11 protein-coding genes are annotated in these 15,163 nt (G+C 71.4%); all 11 read right to left on the reverse strand.

The window, feature by feature from the left end; translation table 11 throughout:
* Positions 1-3: 3 nt before the first annotated feature.
* The 11 genes from AB0959_RS28620 to asnB are packed head-to-tail and all read right to left on the reverse strand — an operon-like array spanning position 4 to position 15,163.
* Positions 4-1,302 (reverse strand): DUF4910 domain-containing protein, encoded by a 1,299-nt coding sequence (locus AB0959_RS28620; RefSeq protein ID WP_366829483.1) that lies wholly within the window; start codon positions 1,300-1,302, stop codon positions 4-6.
* On the reverse strand, positions 1,299-2,324 hold the full coding sequence (locus AB0959_RS28625; protein ID WP_366829484.1) for an SDR family oxidoreductase: 1,026 nt from the start codon (positions 2,322-2,324) through the stop codon (positions 1,299-1,301). Before AB0959_RS28625 ends, AB0959_RS28620 begins: the two co-directional genes overlap by 4 nt.
* A 3-nt stretch (positions 2,325-2,327) precedes the next feature.
* Positions 2,328-2,975 carry a PIG-L deacetylase family protein gene (locus AB0959_RS28630; protein ID WP_366829485.1) on the reverse strand — a complete coding sequence of 216 codons (648 nt, stop codon included), beginning with the start codon at positions 2,973-2,975 and terminating at the stop codon, positions 2,328-2,330.
* Positions 2,972-3,766, reverse strand: coding sequence for a glucose-1-phosphate cytidylyltransferase (locus AB0959_RS28635; protein ID WP_366829486.1), 795 nt, complete (start codon positions 3,764-3,766; stop codon positions 2,972-2,974). Before AB0959_RS28635 ends, AB0959_RS28630 begins: the two co-directional genes overlap by 4 nt.
* Entirely contained in the window at positions 3,763-5,013 is a 1,251-nt protein-coding gene (locus AB0959_RS28640) for a class I SAM-dependent methyltransferase (RefSeq protein ID WP_366829488.1), read from the reverse strand. Before AB0959_RS28640 ends, AB0959_RS28635 begins: the two co-directional genes overlap by 4 nt.
* On the reverse strand, positions 5,010-6,254 hold the full coding sequence (locus AB0959_RS28645) for a glycosyltransferase (protein WP_366829489.1): 1,245 nt from the start codon (positions 6,252-6,254) through the stop codon (positions 5,010-5,012). The genes AB0959_RS28640 and AB0959_RS28645 overlap by 4 nt, the downstream gene beginning before the upstream one ends.
* 2 nt (positions 6,255-6,256) lie before the next feature.
* Positions 6,257-7,516, reverse strand: coding sequence for an O-antigen ligase domain-containing protein (locus tag AB0959_RS28650; protein WP_366829490.1), 1,260 nt, complete (start codon positions 7,514-7,516; stop codon positions 6,257-6,259).
* Position 7,517: 1 nt separating this feature from the next.
* Entirely contained in the window at positions 7,518-9,041 is a 1,524-nt protein-coding gene (locus AB0959_RS28655; RefSeq protein WP_366829491.1) for a right-handed parallel beta-helix repeat-containing protein, read from the reverse strand.
* A gap of 25 nt (positions 9,042-9,066) precedes the next feature.
* Entirely contained in the window at positions 9,067-11,025 is a 1,959-nt protein-coding gene (locus AB0959_RS28660) for an alginate lyase family protein (RefSeq protein ID WP_366829492.1), read from the reverse strand.
* Positions 11,026-11,027: 2 nt separating this feature from the next.
* Positions 11,028-13,199, reverse strand: a complete 2,172-nt coding sequence (locus AB0959_RS28665) for a bi-domain-containing oxidoreductase (RefSeq protein ID WP_366829493.1) — start codon at positions 13,197-13,199, stop codon at positions 11,028-11,030.
* A 29-nt stretch (positions 13,200-13,228) separates the two neighbouring features.
* Positions 13,229-15,163, reverse strand: a complete 1,935-nt coding sequence (gene asnB / locus AB0959_RS28670) for an asparagine synthase (glutamine-hydrolyzing) (RefSeq protein WP_366829494.1) — start codon at positions 15,161-15,163, stop codon at positions 13,229-13,231.

Consider the following 15,163-nt stretch of genomic DNA (forward strand, 5'->3'; position numbering starts at 1 on the left):
GCGTCATGCCTTGATCAGCCCGGCGCCGTGCAGGGCGCCGGCCGCGGCGGCGACGGTGTCGAACGGCAGCCCGGACCGCTCGGCGACGTCCAGCAGACTGTGCTCGCCGTCGGAGAGGTTGAGCACCCAGAGCATGGCCATCTGGGCCTGCTTGGTGTCGCTGCGGCCGCCGAGCGCGTCGTACAACCCGCGCCGGCCCAGCTGTGGTTCGCCGTAGGGGCTGAGGTTGAGGTACCGCCGGTTGCGGTCGAGGACGGCGAACGCCTCGCGGCAGACCGCGAGGGTGTCCGCCATCGCCTCCGGGGAGACGAAGTCCAGGTTGTCCGCCGAGGTGTGGTACTCGGGATAGCCCGCGTACGGGGTCCGGGTGAGCGAACCCATGCCGAGATCGAACCCGGGCGAGCAGTACTGCCGCTCGTCGTAGCCGTACGGGGTGAACTCGTTGACCTGGTACGGGCGTTCGGACGCGGTCAGCACGTGCCGCATCACCCGGTCGATCTCCGCGTCGCCGCGCCTGCTCTGCTTGTACGTCAACTGGCCCGGGTCCCCGGCGCAGGCCAGCACCAGGCCGTGCTTGACCCGGTCCACCCGCTCCGCGTTGCGGGCCAGCCAGGTGATCGCCCCGATGGTGCCGGGCGCGAAGATGAACCGGTAGGTGTAGTACGGCGTCTGCTCGGCCAGCGCCTTGGCCAGGAACGTCGCCACCGCGACGCCGGCCATGTTGTCGTTGGCCAGCGACGGGTGGCAGACGTGGCAGGAGACGATCACCTCGTCGGCGACCTGCCCGGGGACCACGTGCTCGGCGTAGGTGAGGTGGCCGTCGGCGAGCGTGGAGTCGACACACACCTCGTACTCGCCGTCCGGCATCGCGTCCAGGGTCTCCTGGGCCAGGCAGAACCCCCAGTCCGGCTTGTAGTAGCTGGTGCGGTACGGCACCCAGGACGGGTGGTCCGGCAGGGTGTGCAGGTGTCCGCGCAGCTCGGCCAGCGGCATGGTCGCCGCCACCGGCACGCTGTAGCCGAGCACGTGCAGGCTGGACGCGGCGAAGTCGACGACCCGCCTACCGGTGCTGTCGGCGATGTACGCGTCCCGGATGTTCCACTCCTGAGGCACCGTCCAGTCGAGCACCTGCGTCCCGGTCGGCACCTCGTGCACCTGCAGCGGGAGGTACTCGCCGACGATGTCCAGGGTGGCGCGCACACCGTCGCCGGTGATGCTCCGGCACAGCGGGTACAGCCGCTCCACCAGCGCGTACATCTCGTCGCCGGCCGAGGTCACCGGCTGTTCGGCGGCCGCGGTCATCCGCGCCACCGCAGGGTGTCGTCGACGGCGCCGGTCTCGGACGCCGCGCGCAGCACGGCAAGGCGGGTGAAGCGCCGCTCGAAGTCCTCCTTGGTCAGCCCGAACTTCTGGTAGGCGTCGGCGAGTTCGAGCGCGCCCTGCTTCACCGTCCACTCGCAGTCGAAGCCGGGGATCGCGGCGCGGAACCGGGAGAAGTCCACCCGGTACGACCGCGGATCGGCGCCGTTCTCCCCGGTGATCACCACCTTCGCGCCGGACACCGCCTCGGCGACCTGCCCGGCGATCTCGGCGACCGTGACGTTGTTGATCTCGCTGCCGATGTTGAACGCCCGGTCGTGCACCGCTTCCCGAGGCGCGGTCAGCGCGGCCGCGAAGGCCCGCGCGATGTCGGCGGCGTGCACCAGCGGGCGCCAGGGGGTGCCGTCGGAGAGCACCAGCACCTCGCCGGACAGGAGCGCGTGGCCCACCAGGTTGTTCAGCACGATGTCGGCGCGCAGCCTGGGGGAGTAGCCGAAGGCGGTGGCGTTGCGCATGTACACCGGGCTGAAGTCGCCGTCGGCCAGCGCGTGCAGGTCGTCCTCCACCCGCACCTTGGACTCCGCGTACGGCGTCACCGGGCGCAGCGGGGCGTCCTCGGCCACCAGGTCGTCGCCGCCGGCGGCGCCGTAGACCGAGCAGGTCGACGCGTACAGGAAGCGCCGCACTCCGGCCTCGCGGGCCAGCCGGGCAAGGCGCACGGACGCGTGGTGGTTGATGTCGTAGGTGAGCTCCGGCGCCAGCGATCCCAGCGGGTCGTTGGACAGCGCGGCCAGGTGGATCACGGCGTCCACCCCGGCCACGTGTTCGGCCGTGATGTCGCGCAGGTCCACCCGATGCCCCGACGGGTCCGCGGGCGTCGGGCCCAGCACACAGTCGGCGAACAGGCCGGCGTCGAGACCGACGACCTCGTGCCCGGCGTCGGCGAGGACCGGGGCCATCACGGTGCCCAGGTAGCCCTGGTGTCCGGTCAGGAGTACGCGCATGGTTCAACCCCCCAGGTTGAGCGTGAGTTTGGTGACGGCGAACGCCTCGGCGTAACGCGCGTGGCATTCGATGCCGCGAATCCGGGCGAGGCCGAGGAAGGCCTCCCGGTCGTACCAGGGCCGGTGGCGTTGCGAGGGGTAGTGCTCCTGCAGCAGCCGCACCTTCTGCTCGGCGATCTCCGGTGACAGCGGCTGGTACGCCGCCGGACGGCCGAGATCGCCGTCCCACTTGACGATCTCGTAACCGAGGACCAGGTGGTCGCGGAACGCGGTCGGTATCAGCTGCGCCAGGCCGCGGTGGTCCTGGTGCGCGTCGTCGGTGCGCGGGGCCAGGATCAGATCCGGGTCGGTCTGCCCGCGCAGCTCCTCGACCGCGGACTTGGCCTCCTCCCAGTGCGCGGGCAGCCGGCCGTCCGGCAGCTTGTGCACGGTCAGCCGCAGGTCTGCGCCCGGGCAGAAGGCGGCGAGCGCGGCCCGCTCCTCCTGCTCCCGCTCGCTGCCGCCGCCGGAGAGCACCAGCGCGTCGACGCGGACACCCGGACGCGCGAGGCACAGCGTCAGCAGTGTGCCGCCGGCGCCGATGGCGATGTCGTCGCAGTGCGCGCCCACCGCGACGATCCTCTCCAGGCGCCCGGCGCCCAGCCCGATCACGCGCTCACCCCCGCGCCGGCCCGCTCCCACACGGCCCACGGGCGGTCGCCCCGGGCGTAGGCCTCGTCGAGCGCGGCCCGCTCCTTCACGGTGTCGGTCGGCTTCCAGAAGCCGCGGTGCTGGTGCGCCACCAACCGCCCGCGCTTGGCCAGTTGGGCGCATCCGTCGGCGACCAGGTCCCCGTTCTCCGGGATGTGGTCGAAGACCTCCTGGCGGAGCACGAAGTAGCCGCCGTTCTCCCACAGCGGCATGTCACTCACCGCGGTGATGCCCCCCACCAGGCCGTCCTCGCCCAGCTCCACACAGTGGAACGAGGACTGCGGCGGCACCACCATCATCGACGCACCGGCGTCGCGCTGCGCGAACCGGTCGATCATCTCCGGCAGCGGGGCGTCGGTGAGCACGTCGGCGTAGTTGGCGAGGAACATCTCGTCGCCGTCCAGGTGGTGCCGCACCCGGCGCAGCCGCTCGCCGATCGGAGACTCGATGCCGGTCTGCGCGAACGTGATCGTCCAGTCGGCTATGTCGGTGGACAGCAGCTCGGTCCGACCGCCCCGCAGGACGAAGTCGTTGGACGTCGTCTCCTCGTAGTTGAGGAAGAAGTTCTTGATGTGGTGCGCCCCGTACCCGAGGCACAGGATGAACTCCTTGTGCCCGAAGTGCGCGTAGTAGCGCATGACGTGCCAGATCAGCGGCCTGGGGCCGACCATCGCCATCGGCTTGGGCACGTCGTCCGCGGCACCGCTCCGCATCCGCATCCCGTAACCGCCGCAGAACAGAACGACCTTCATGCTGTGTCCTTTCGAGACGCGACCTCGACAATGCTCAGTTCCGGGATGGGAAAGACAAGGCGGCCGCCCCACTCGTGGACGAAGGCCAGCTGCTCGACCAGCTCGGCCCGCAGGTTCCACGGGAGGACGAGGACGTAGTCCGGCTTGTCCGTGCTGATCTGCTCGGGCGGCAGGATCGGGATGCGGGTGCCCGGGGTGAACCGGCCGTGCTTGTAGGGGTTGCGGTCGACCGTGTACGGGAGCAGGTCGGGCCGGATGCCGCAGTGGTTGAGCAGGGTGTTGCCCTTGCCGGGGGCGCCGTAGCCGACGACCGTCTCGCCGCGCTCGGCCGCCTCGATGAGGAACTTGAGCAGGTCCCGGCGCACCTTGGCCACCCGGGCGGAGAACTCGGTGTACCCGGACAGCTCCTGCAGCCCGGCGGCCTTCTCCCGGGCCAGCACGTCGGTCACCCGCTGCGTCGGCTCGCCGGCCACCTCGGACGGCCGGGCCCACAGCCGGATGGAGCCGCCGTGCGTGGGCAGCAACTCGACGTCCACGAGCGTGAGCCCACCGCTCGCAAGAGCTCGGATCGCGGACGCGACCGTGTAGTACTGGAAGTGCTCGTGGTAGATCGTGTCGTACTGGTTCTCCTCGATCAGGGTCAGCAGGTGCTGCACCTCGATGGAGACCCACCCGTCGTCGGCGACCAGGGCACGCAGCCCCTGGGTGAACCCGATCACGTCGGGGATGTGCGCGTACACGTTGTTGGCCACGACCAGGTCCGCCGGGCCGTGCTCGGCGCGGACGGCCGTACCGGTGTCCGGGCTCAGGAACTCCGTGAGCGTGGGCACGCCCGCGTCCCGTGCCGCCGCGCCGACGTTCACCGACGGCTCGATGCCGAGGCAGCGGATCCCCCGGTCCACCACGTGCTTCAGCAGGTACCCGTCGTTGCTCGCGACCTCGACCACGAACGCGTCGGGGCCGAGACCCACCCGCGCCGTGGCGTCGGCGACGAACGTGCGCGCGTGCTCCACCCAGGAGGTCGAGAACGAGGAGAAGTACGCGTACTCCTTGAACGTCTCCTCCGGCGTGATCAGCGGAGGGATCTGCGCGAGCCAGCAGTCGGTGCAGACCCGCAGGTGCAGCGGGTACGCCGGTTCCGGCTGGTCCAGTTGGTCCGCGGCGAGAAAGCTCTCACATGGTGGCGTCGCCCCGAGGTCGACGACGCTCGCCATCGCCTCCGAGCCGCACAGTCGGCATCGTGTCATCTGCTGTCCCCATCCCCCCTGCTCGCGCGGCTGTCCCCGCCGCGAGAAAGTGCTGACCGACCCGCGATCGCGGTGCGGTACTCATCAACCAGGCGGTCGAGGCCGACCGCCGGGCTGAAACCCTGTTCGTAACGGAGCCGGGCCGCCTGGCCCATCTCCCGGTTGCGGTCCGGCCCGGCCGCGATCCGGCGTATGCAGGACGCGAGCGAGGCGGACTCGCCCGGCCGGTGCAGCAGCCCGGTCACCCCGTCCTCGACGAGTTCGACGAAGGCGCCGTGACCGGCGGCGACGACCGGGACCCCGGCCGCCATCGCCTCCACGACCACCAGGCCGAACGCCTCCAGCCACGTCGAGGGAGCCAGAACGGCGACCGACCGCGCGACGGCCTTCCGGCACTCCGCCGTGTCCAACAGCCCGACGTAGCGCACGTCGTCCCGGCCCGCCGCCCAGGCGGTGACCTCTGCCTCCAGTGGTCCGGTGCCGGCGATCACGAGCGGCACGCCCACCCCGCCGCTCGCTGCGATCTCGTCCCACGCGGCCATGAGCAGCCGTACGCCCTTGGCCTCCGCGAGCCGGCCGAGATAGAGCAGATGCTCGCCGTCTCCCTCTCGGCAGGCGCCCGGGTCGGGCACGAAGTTGTGCTTCACCGCCAGCCGCTCGGCGGGCATGCCCGCCCGCACCAGGACGTCGCGCTGCGCCGCGGAGATACAGAAGAACCGCTCCACGCCGGACCACCACCGCCGCCGGTTGACCGACATGCTGACCGCGAGCGGCACCGTCGCAAGGCGGGAACTCCGGTAGCAGCCGTGCCGGACCGCGGGCAGCGGGACGGCCGACCCGACGCACTCGGTGCACGGCCGGCCGTCCCGCTGCAGCGTGCCGGGCGGGCAGACCTGGGTGTAGTTGTGCAGCGTGGCGACGGCGGGCACGCCGGCGTCGGCGCAGGCGGCAAGGACCGCCGGCGACAGGAGCGGGAAGACATTGTGGACGTGCACCACGTCCGGCCGCTCGGCGCGAAGCCGGGCGGCGAGTTCCGTGCGGACCGCCGGGTTCCACGGCACGAGCAGCGGTACCGCGACCTTGCCCAGCAGGGAGCGGGCGGCGATGTCGTCGCTACGCCGCTCGAACACCTCGACCCGGTGGCCGGCCGCGCGCAGCAGCTCCACCTCCTGATCGACGACCTTGTTCTCCCCGCTCGGCTGCGCCGAGGCGTAACGGTTGTGCACCACGAGGACGTGCATAGTCAGGTCACCTCCGATGTCCGGGCCCATCGCGGGGCGCGTCGTTGACGGACTTCGGGCTTGGAGACTTCGGGCGCCGGGAGGGGCGTGGGCTCGGCAGGTGCCGCCAGCAGCGAGGCTGCCACGGCCAGATGCAGCAGATACGGCGAGGCGTCGCCCAGCCCGGCCTCGGTGTACGACGCGATCGCGCAGTAGCTGATCAGGAAGATCGCGCAGGCCCTCGACAGCGACGGTGGCCGCAGCAGCGCGACGCCGCCCAGCACGATGATGATCGCCGCCACCAGGGCGACACCGGTCATGCCCTGCTCGTTGTAGACGGCCAGCCAGCTGTTGTCGATCGGCAACCCGTCGAACGACTTGTCGCCCAAGCCCCAGCCGAACAGCTGCTCCGTGGTCGTCCGGGGTGCTGACAGCAGGGCGTGCCAGACCTTGGCCCGGCCGGTGAGGCTGGCGAAGTTCTCCTGGCTCTGCCCGCGCAGGAACCACGCCTGGAGGGCGGAGCTGAACCCCACCGCGGCCACGGCGGCGCACAGCACCGCCCAGGTGAACACCCGGCGGGCGGCGGCGCTGGTCAGGATGAGCGAGAGAATCGCCAATGTCAGCCCGATGAGCATGCCGAGCGTGGCCGTCCGGGTATGGGTCAGCGCGAGCAGGACGAGGGAGGGCACGATGACCACCGCCGCGCTTCTCCGGTCGGTCCGGCGGCCCAGGAGGAGCAGCACGGTGAGCCCGATGATCACCGCGGCGTACTGTCCGATCTGCGGCGGGGTGAGCGGCCACAACGCGCCGACCAGCCGCCCGCCGTAGAGGTCGGGCATGGCGGCGCCCGGGGAGATGACCAGGCCGGCGGCCACCGACCCCAGCACCGCGAAGTACATCCGGATGTGGTGCCGGACGAACGTCGGGCCACCGTCCCACCAGCGGGTGAGCAGCCACAGCGTGCCGATGAAGAGAGCCAGCCGGGTGCAGCGGAACAGCGCGCCGAACCCCTGGTCCACGCTGGAGATCAGGCTCGGCACCAGCAGCAGGGTGAGCAGGAACACGTAGGCGCTGGGCCGGATGCGCACCCGGGGGTTGACCATGAGCGCCAGCGCGAACGCGGCGGCCAGCGAGCCCATGGTGACCATCTGGATGAGGGAGCGGGGCAGCGGGACGATGGTCTGCGCCCCGGCGGAGCCGAGGGTGTTGAGGATGAGCAGCCCCCAGGCCGTCCCGACGACCTTCGACGTGTGCTTCGTGCCCGTCTCGATCTCTGTGCCCATCTCAACCACCGCCCCCTGCGCGGAAGGTGCTGCCCGCGTCCTGCTGGTACGGCTTGTCCTGCCACTGCTTGAAGTCGACTGTCCGGCTCGCGTCATGGACGACGAAGGTCCATGGTCCGACGTAGACGTTGTCGTGCCAGCGGTTGTGCTGCTGGTTGGTGATCGCCTCGGCCACCCGCTCGCCCTGGTACGGCGACCAGTCCGGGTAGGTGCCGTAGTTGGACAGCACCGCCATCCGGTCGCACTTCACCGTGCAGTGGACGACGGACTTGTCCAGCACGAAGCGGTTGTCGTGGATGTCCACCCGCTGGGTCTTCCACCGGCAGTCGGAGTAGAGCGGTGCCTTGGCGATCGCCGGCCGCACGCAGCGGTCGGTGTTCTTCACCAGCAGCGTGCAGTCACCGGACGAGGTGTTGGCCGGGCTGTTGCAGAACCGGTCGGCGTTCTCCCACAGGGTGATCCCGGACCAGTTGTTCTCCAGCACGTTCCGGTAGATCTCGATCTTGTCCGTGCGGGCGCGGATCCGCGGTTCGCCGCCGGACTCGGAGAGGTAGACGGTCGCGTACGGGAAGGTGTCGCCGTCGGCGGCGTAACCGCGGCCCTCGACCCAGTTGTTCCGCCGGATGGTGTTCTTCCGGATGACCGCGTTGTAGCTGATCTCGTAGATCAGCGCGGCACCGTCGTTGTCCTCGATCAGGTTGTCCTCGATCAGGAAGTCGTTGTTGTTGGTGTCCGCCCACAACCCGGTTCCGCGGTTGTCGTGCACCCAGTTGCCGCGTATGTCGGCGCCGTTGACGGCCCAGAACTTGACGCCTCCGCTGCAGCCGCAGTCCGGCCGCCGCCGCTCCCAGTCGCCCGTGTTGTTGCCCACGATCTCGTTGCCCTCGACCACCAGGCCGCGAATACCGTCGCCGGCCTTGTACGCGTTCATGCCGTACTGGCCGTTGTCGCGCAGGCAGCTGGCGCGGACCTGCTGGCGGGCGCCGGCCATCAGACCGGCGCCGGAGTTCTTCTGGATCGTCGCGTGCTCGATCACCCACCCGTCGGCCGAGTCGTGGTTGACCACGCCCTCGTCACGGGGCGCGACGAACCCCTGCACGGTCAGGTAGCGGATCGTGACGTCGCGGGCGCTGCCGCCGAACGCGTAGTGGTTGCTCTTCCGGCCGTCGAGCACCGCGCCCGGCGCGCCGAGGTAGACGTCCCCCTCCTTCGGGGTCACCTGGTCGTAGCGGTCCGACATGAGCGTGTGCTTGCCCGGCCGAAGCCAGAACGTGGTGTGCGGGGGGCTGCTCTCGGTCTTCGCGGCCAGGTCGCCGGGCACCGTCGGGTCGACGGTCACCGCGCCCGCCGGCGCCTTCGCCGGCCCGGCCGCGGGCTTGGCACACACGCGGGCCACGGACGCGGAGGGCGCGGCGGTCGGCTTCGGCGCCGCGTCCGTCACGCTGCTCTCACAGCCGGTCGCAGCCGCCAGGGCCAGCGCCAGCGCTGCCGCCGGCAGCGCCCGGCGCCGCCACTTGATCCCCACGCGTCCTCCTCTCCCCAATCCCTGACTAACCGTGGAACCTGAGCACGGTGGTGAAGCCCTCCGCGCCGTCGGTGAAGCCGGTGCCGACCAGCGTGGTGGTGGGTTCCTTGCGCCCGAAGCCGGGGGAGTACCAGCCCAGCGGCGGGTCGCTCTCGCCGCGGTGCGCCCGCCAGGTCAGCTGTCCGGGCAGGTCGAGGACGGCGGAACGGTCCTCGCCGTCCCGGGTCCAGGTGAGCACGGCCCGGTTGTCCACCAGGTCCGCGGCGATCGCCGGGCCGAGGTGGAACGCCAGCCGCACGGGCCGCCGAGGGCCGCCGTGCACCTCGTCGACCACCCTCAGTTCCTGGCTCGCGGCCGTCAGCTCGACGCGGCGGCGGTGAGCGGCTGGCTTGTAACCGTCGTGCTCGGCGCACCAGCGGGCCACCCCCTCAGCGGATGTGTCCGCGACCAGGACGCGGCTCTTGGCATGCCGGGTCCACAGGAACGGGCCGCCGGAGACGGACTGGTCACCGCCGTCCAGCTGCAGGGTGTTGTGGCCGAGGGTCGACCGGAAGTACTGCCGCCACTCGGGCTGCCCGTGATAGCAGAACGTCCCCGGGTCGGCGAGCACGTCGACCCCGTCGTGCCGAACCTCCACGGACAGCGCGTCCGCGTGGGCATGCGCGGCGATGGACAGGAATCCGTGCGGACCACCGTCGCAGCGGCACCAGATCTCGCCCGTCTCTCCCGTCTTTCCCGGACCGCGCAGGATGGTCATGCCCGCGTCGGCGAAATGGGCCGGCCGGCTCGCCGGGCGGGTCACGGACAGTTCGGTGGGTTTGATGAGCGCGGCCAGCAGCGGGGTGCGCACATCGGTGCCGGTCACCGCCGGCCACCAGGCGAGCCCGCCGAACACGGCGTCCCCGGTGGCCAGCAGCGAGCCCCAGCGGTCGGTGCCCTCGCCGTCCACGACCAGCCCGTGCCCGTCGTCCGCGTCTCCCTGGCGCGGCGGTCGCAGCCGGTTGTCCACGACGGCCGCGAGCGCGTCGGTCATCCGCAGCAGCACCAGCCGGACCGTCGCGGGGACGGCAACGCCCGCGGCATCCGCCTCGGCCACCGCGGCCAGGCCGAGCTCCAGCACCAGTCCGTGGTACTCGGTGGCCAGCTCGCGGTTGAGGCCGGAGTGGAAGGTGTTACCGCGCAGATGCCGCTCCAGCGACCGCAGCGAGTCGGCTCGCCAACGCGCCGAGGAGGGGAACCATCCGAACGCGCAGGCCGCGGCGAACTGCCCGGCGGCCTCGGCGATGACGTGGTTGTTCGCCGAAGACCCCCGGCTGGGGAAGGCGGCCAGCCAGCGCTGGTGGTGCCAGATCTGCCGCAGCGCCACCGGGTTGTCCTCGAACAGAGCGGCAACGCCCGGCCAGCCGTCGAGCAGCCGGCGGATCCACACCCAGGACAGCAGCCGGATCCCCAGCTCGATGCCGCTGACCCAGTGCACCCCGCGCAGCGGCGCGTTGGCCGCCCACCACGACCGCAGGTGCTCGGCCACGCGCTCGGCGTACCGCTCGTCCCCGGTGATCGCGTAGGCGGCGGCGAGCACGGTGAGGTACTGATGCCGGGACGGCTCCCAGATCTGCTTGATGTCCCCGACCGCGTCCTCGTTGCGGTACGGCACGTCGAAGGCGTAGCCCCACGGAGCCCGGCGCCCGGTCTTCGGGTCGTGGCACCAGTCCGGGTCGGCCATGTCGTCGCGGACCACCCCGAAGAACTCGGCGTGCCCGGCCATCAGCCGGTCCGCCTCGGCGACGAGACGCTTCGCGGCGTCCGGCGGCACCGCGGCGATCGTCCCCGCGGGCAGTACGGCGGTGAACCGGGCGCCGGTCACGCGCGGGCAGTCCGGCGGCGCGGACCGCCACCGCCTCCGGCGCACCGCGTCGCCCACCCGGCCGTTGACCTCCCGCGGTCCCATCCGGGACAGCCGCCGAAGGTACCAGCCCGCGCTCATGGTCACAGCGCCCTCGCCAACGTCACCGGCGCGCCGCCGGCCAGGCCGGTCTGCACGGCGAGGGTGGCCGCCGTGGTGGCGACCAGCGAGTCCAGCGGCACCGGCATCGGCCCGCCGGTCCGCACGGCCTTGATGAACGCGGCCAGTTCGGCGTTCTGGCCCTTGTCCCGGGCCTTGGGCAGCCGCGAACTGACCCACTTCTTGCGGCCGTAGACCGAGGCGCGGACGAAGTCGTCGAGCTGCAGCACCTTGCCGTCCGCGACCAGGTCCAGCGTCTCCTTGGGGAAGCCGGGCGCGCCGGTGGTGACGTAGCTGATGGTGGCGGTGGACCCGTCCGGGTAGCCCAGCACGATCTGCAGGTCCTCGTTGCCCGACGTGGCGGTCGCGTACACCGAGACCGGGTCGGCCTCGAGCAGCCAGCTCGCCGTGTCGATGAAGTGCCCGCCCTCGCCGGCGAACCGCGAGCCCTCGGTGCCCTGTTGGAGGTACCAGCTGCCGTGGTCGAGGCGGCCCGCGTTGATCAGGTAGCGCAGGCTCGCCGGACCCGTCCGGGCGCCGAACCGCGTCCTGGCCTCCTGCAGCAGCGGTGCGAACCGGCGGTTGAAGCCCACCTGCAACCGGTCGTTGCCCGACTCCTCCACCGCCGCGAGCACGCCGGCCAACTCGTCCTCGGTCAGCGCCAGAGGCTTCTCCACGAAGACCGTCTTGCCGGCCAGCAGCGCCTGTCGGGTCAGTTCGGCGTGCGAGCTGTGCCGGGTGACCACGAACACCGCGTCGATGGACTTGTCGCCGAGCACGGCGTCGAGATCGGTGGTCGCCTCGGCGAAGCCGAACTTCCGCTGCGCGTTGGCCGCGGACAGCGCCGTCGTGGTGACGACCGTGGACAACTCGACGCCCTCGCGCTGTGCCAGGTGCGGCAGCAGCATCGACGTCGCGTAGTTTCCCGCGCCGACGAACGCGAGGCGCACCGGCGTCTTCGCGGCCCGGGCCGGACCGGGCTTGACGTTCACCGTGGGCACGGCCACCGCCGGAGCCTCCGCCGCCACCTCCTGTTCGGGGTACCGGAACAGCACGGCCACGGCCTTCAGGTCGCCGTCCTTCAGGCTCCGGTACGTCTCCACGGCGTCATCGAAGTCGGCGACGTGGGAGACCAGGGGCTCCACGTCGACGCTGCCGCGGGCGAGGAGATCGAGGAAGCACGCCAGGTTGCGGCGCTCGGTCCAGCGCACGTAGCCGATCGGGTAGTCCCGCCCCTCCAGCTCGTACTCCGGGTCGTAGCGCCCGGGGCCGTAGCTGCGGGAGAAGCGGACGTCGAGCTCCTTCTCGTAGTACGCGTTCCACGGCAGGTCCAGGCGGCACTTGCCGATGTCGACGACCCGGCCGCGGTCCCGGCACAGCCGGGCGGCCAGCTCGACGGGCTGGTTGCTGCCGCCGCCGGCGGCCAGGTACACCTGGTCCACGCCGTGCCCGCCGGTGAGTTCGGCGACGGCGGTCTCCACGGCCGCGGACGCCGGATCGCCGCAGGCCGCCGCGCCCAGGCGCTCGGCGAGCTCGCAGCGCGCCGGGTCGGGGTCGACGCCGACGACGCGGACTCCCGATGCGGCGAGGAGCTGAACCACCAGTTGCCCGATCAGGCCGAGGCCGATGACCAGGGCCACCTCACCGAGCCGTGACTCGCCCTGGCGGACGCCCTGCATCGCGATCGACCCGACGGTGCCGAAGGCCGCGTGCCGTGGCGCGAGGCCGTCCGGCACGGGGGCGTAGAGGTTCTTCGGCACCCAGTTCAACTCGGCGTGCAGCGCGTGCTCGTTGCCCGCGCAGGCAACGAGGTCGCCGACCTTCACATCGTCGATCCCGGCGCCGACCTGCTCGACCACCCCGCACAGCGAGTAGCCCAGCGGCGTGTAGGAGTCCAGCTTGCCCATCACCTTGCGGTAGGTGGCGGGCACCCCGTTGGTGGCCACGCTCTGCACGACCTTGGCCACCTGGTCCGGCCGGGAGCGGGCCTTGCCCAGCATCGACATGCCGGCCTCGGACACCTTCATGAGCTCGGTCCCGGTGGAGATCAGCGAGTAGGCGGTCCGGACCAGCACACCGCCCGCCTTGCAGCCCGGCACCGGCACATCGAGCAGGGCCAACTCGCCGCTCTTGTAGTTCTGTACGACCTGTTTCACCCGAAGTCCCCTTGTTTCTACGCCGTCTTCTACGCCGCCGAGCGAGCGCTCCGGCCGGACCCGGAGGTCGCGCCGCGATACCAGTACTCGAGGGTCAGCACATGCCACAGATGCTTGGAGAAGTCCCGCTGCCCGGCGGCGTCCTCGGCGACCATGCGCGCCAGCGCGTCGCGGCGCAGGAGCCCGGACTTGACGAGCTCGCCGTCGTTGACCACCTCGCGCACCAGCGGCGCCAGATCCCGGCTCATCCAGGCGCGCAGCGGGGCGCTGAACAGGCCCTTGGGCCGGTACACGATCTCCCGGGGCAGGACCGAGGTGGCCGCCTCCTTCAGGACCGCCTTGCCCTGCCGTCCGACGATCTTGCGGTCGCCCGGCACGGCGAACGCCGCCTTGACCACCTCGACGTCCACGTACGGCACCCGCACCTCGGTCGACGCGGCCATGCTCGACCGGTCCGTGTAAGCGAGGTTCAGGCCCGGCAGGAACATCCGGGCGTCGCCCAGACACATGCGGTTGACGAAGTCGTCGAGCTCGTTGTCCTGGTAGACGTCCGCGTGCTCGGTCAGCACGTCGTCGACCGTCCCGGCCAGGTCCGGATCGATCAGGGCGAGCAGCTCGTCCTGGTCGTACATGGTGTAGCTGCGCCGGAACGCGGTCTCCTCCGGCAGGTCCGCGAAGGAGAGGAACCGCTTCGCGAAGCGCACCGACCGGTACCCCCGGCGGGCCGTCGCGACCGGCAGCCGGCCCACGGCCGCGGACAGGCCGCGCCGCAGGGGCCGCGGGACACGCTGATAGCGCAGCGCGATCAGGTTGGCCAGGTGCTTGCGGTAACCGGCGAACAGTTCGTCGGCACCCATCCCCGAGAGCATCACCTTGACCCCGGCCTCCCGGGCGGCCGAGCAGATCAGGAACGTGTTGATCGCGGCGGGGTCGCCGATCGGCTCGTCCAGGTGATACGTCATCTGCGGCAGCAGGTCGAGCACGTTCGGGGCGATCTCGATCTCGTGCAGGTCGACACCGAACCGCTCGGCCACCTGCCGGGCATAGCGCAGGTCGTCCGGCATCGCCTCGAACTTCGCGTCCTCGGCGCGGAACCCGATCGTGTAGGCGGAGATCCCGGGTTGGTCGCGGGCCGCCAGCGCGGTCAGGTAGCTGGAGTCGAGGCCGCCGGAGAGGAAGGTCGCCACGGGTACGTCGGAGAGCATGTGCCGCCTGGTCGACTCCTCGACGACGGCGGCCAGGTCCGGCTGCTCGCCGCTGCGGGCCCGCTCCCGGCCCTCTGCGGCGACGTCCTTCAGGTTCCAGAACCGGCCGCGCTCCACCCGGCCGTCGGGCCGGCACCTGAGCCAGCTCCCCGGCGGCAGCTTCTCCGCCTCGCGATACGCGCACCGTGAGTCCGGCACCCAGTAGTACAGCAGCGAGGCCACCAGCGCCGTGGGGTCCACCTGCAGCGACCCGCCGGTCACGGCGGCGAGCGCCTTGAGCTCGGAGGCGAACACCAGCCCCTCGCCGCGCCGGAGCAGGAACAGCGGCTTGATGCCGAGCTGGTCGCGGGCGAGCACCAGCTCACCGGTTCGCTCGTCGAAGATCCCGAACGCGAACATGCCGCGCAGCCGGGGCAGGCAGTCCGTGCCCCAGCGCCGCCAGGCCTCGAGCAGCACCTCGGTGTCGGAGGTGCCGCGGAAGCGCACCCCGGCGGCCGCCAGCTCGGCGCGCAGCTCGGGCGCGTTGTACAGCTCGCCGTTGTACGTCAGGACGAGGCCGTCCGAGACCATCGGCTGGGCGCCGGTCTCGGACAGGTCGATGATGGCCAGCCGACGGTGCCCGAGGTGCACTTCGCCGTCACCGAGGGGGTGGCTGTACCGGCCCGCCCCGTCCGGACCGCGATGGGCGAGGGTCTCGGTGAGCCGGTCGGTCACGACCTTCCCGTCCGGCCATCGGTACGTGCCTGCGATTCCACACAT

This window comes from Streptomyces sp. NPDC046862 (genome assembly GCF_040704615.1).
Lineage (GTDB): Bacteria > Actinomycetota > Actinomycetes > Streptomycetales > Streptomycetaceae > Streptomyces.

Bases quoted from the DNA above. Each gene is read 5' to 3' on its own strand.
- AB0959_RS28620 (WP_366829483.1), bottom strand. From the start codon at position 1,302: ATGACCGCGGCCGCCGAACAGCCGGTGACCTCGGCCGGCGACGAGATG.
- AB0959_RS28625 (WP_366829484.1), bottom strand. From the start codon at position 2,324: ATGCGCGTACTCCTGACCGGACACCAGGGCTACCTGGGCACCGTGATG.
- AB0959_RS28635 (WP_366829486.1), bottom strand. From the start codon at position 3,766: ATGAAGGTCGTTCTGTTCTGCGGCGGTTACGGGATGCGGATGCGGAGC.
- AB0959_RS28640 (WP_366829488.1), bottom strand. From the start codon at position 5,013: ATGACACGATGCCGACTGTGCGGCTCGGAGGCGATGGCGAGCGTCGTC.
- AB0959_RS28645 (WP_366829489.1), bottom strand. From the start codon at position 6,254: ATGCACGTCCTCGTGGTGCACAACCGTTACGCCTCGGCGCAGCCGAGC.
- AB0959_RS28650 (WP_366829490.1), bottom strand. From the start codon at position 7,516: ATGGGCACAGAGATCGAGACGGGCACGAAGCACACGTCGAAGGTCGTC.
- AB0959_RS28660 (WP_366829492.1), bottom strand. From the start codon at position 11,025: ATGAGCGCGGGCTGGTACCTTCGGCGGCTGTCCCGGATGGGACCGCGG.
- asnB (WP_366829494.1), bottom strand. From the start codon at position 15,163: ATGTGTGGAATCGCAGGCACGTACCGATGGCCGGACGGGAAGGTCGTG.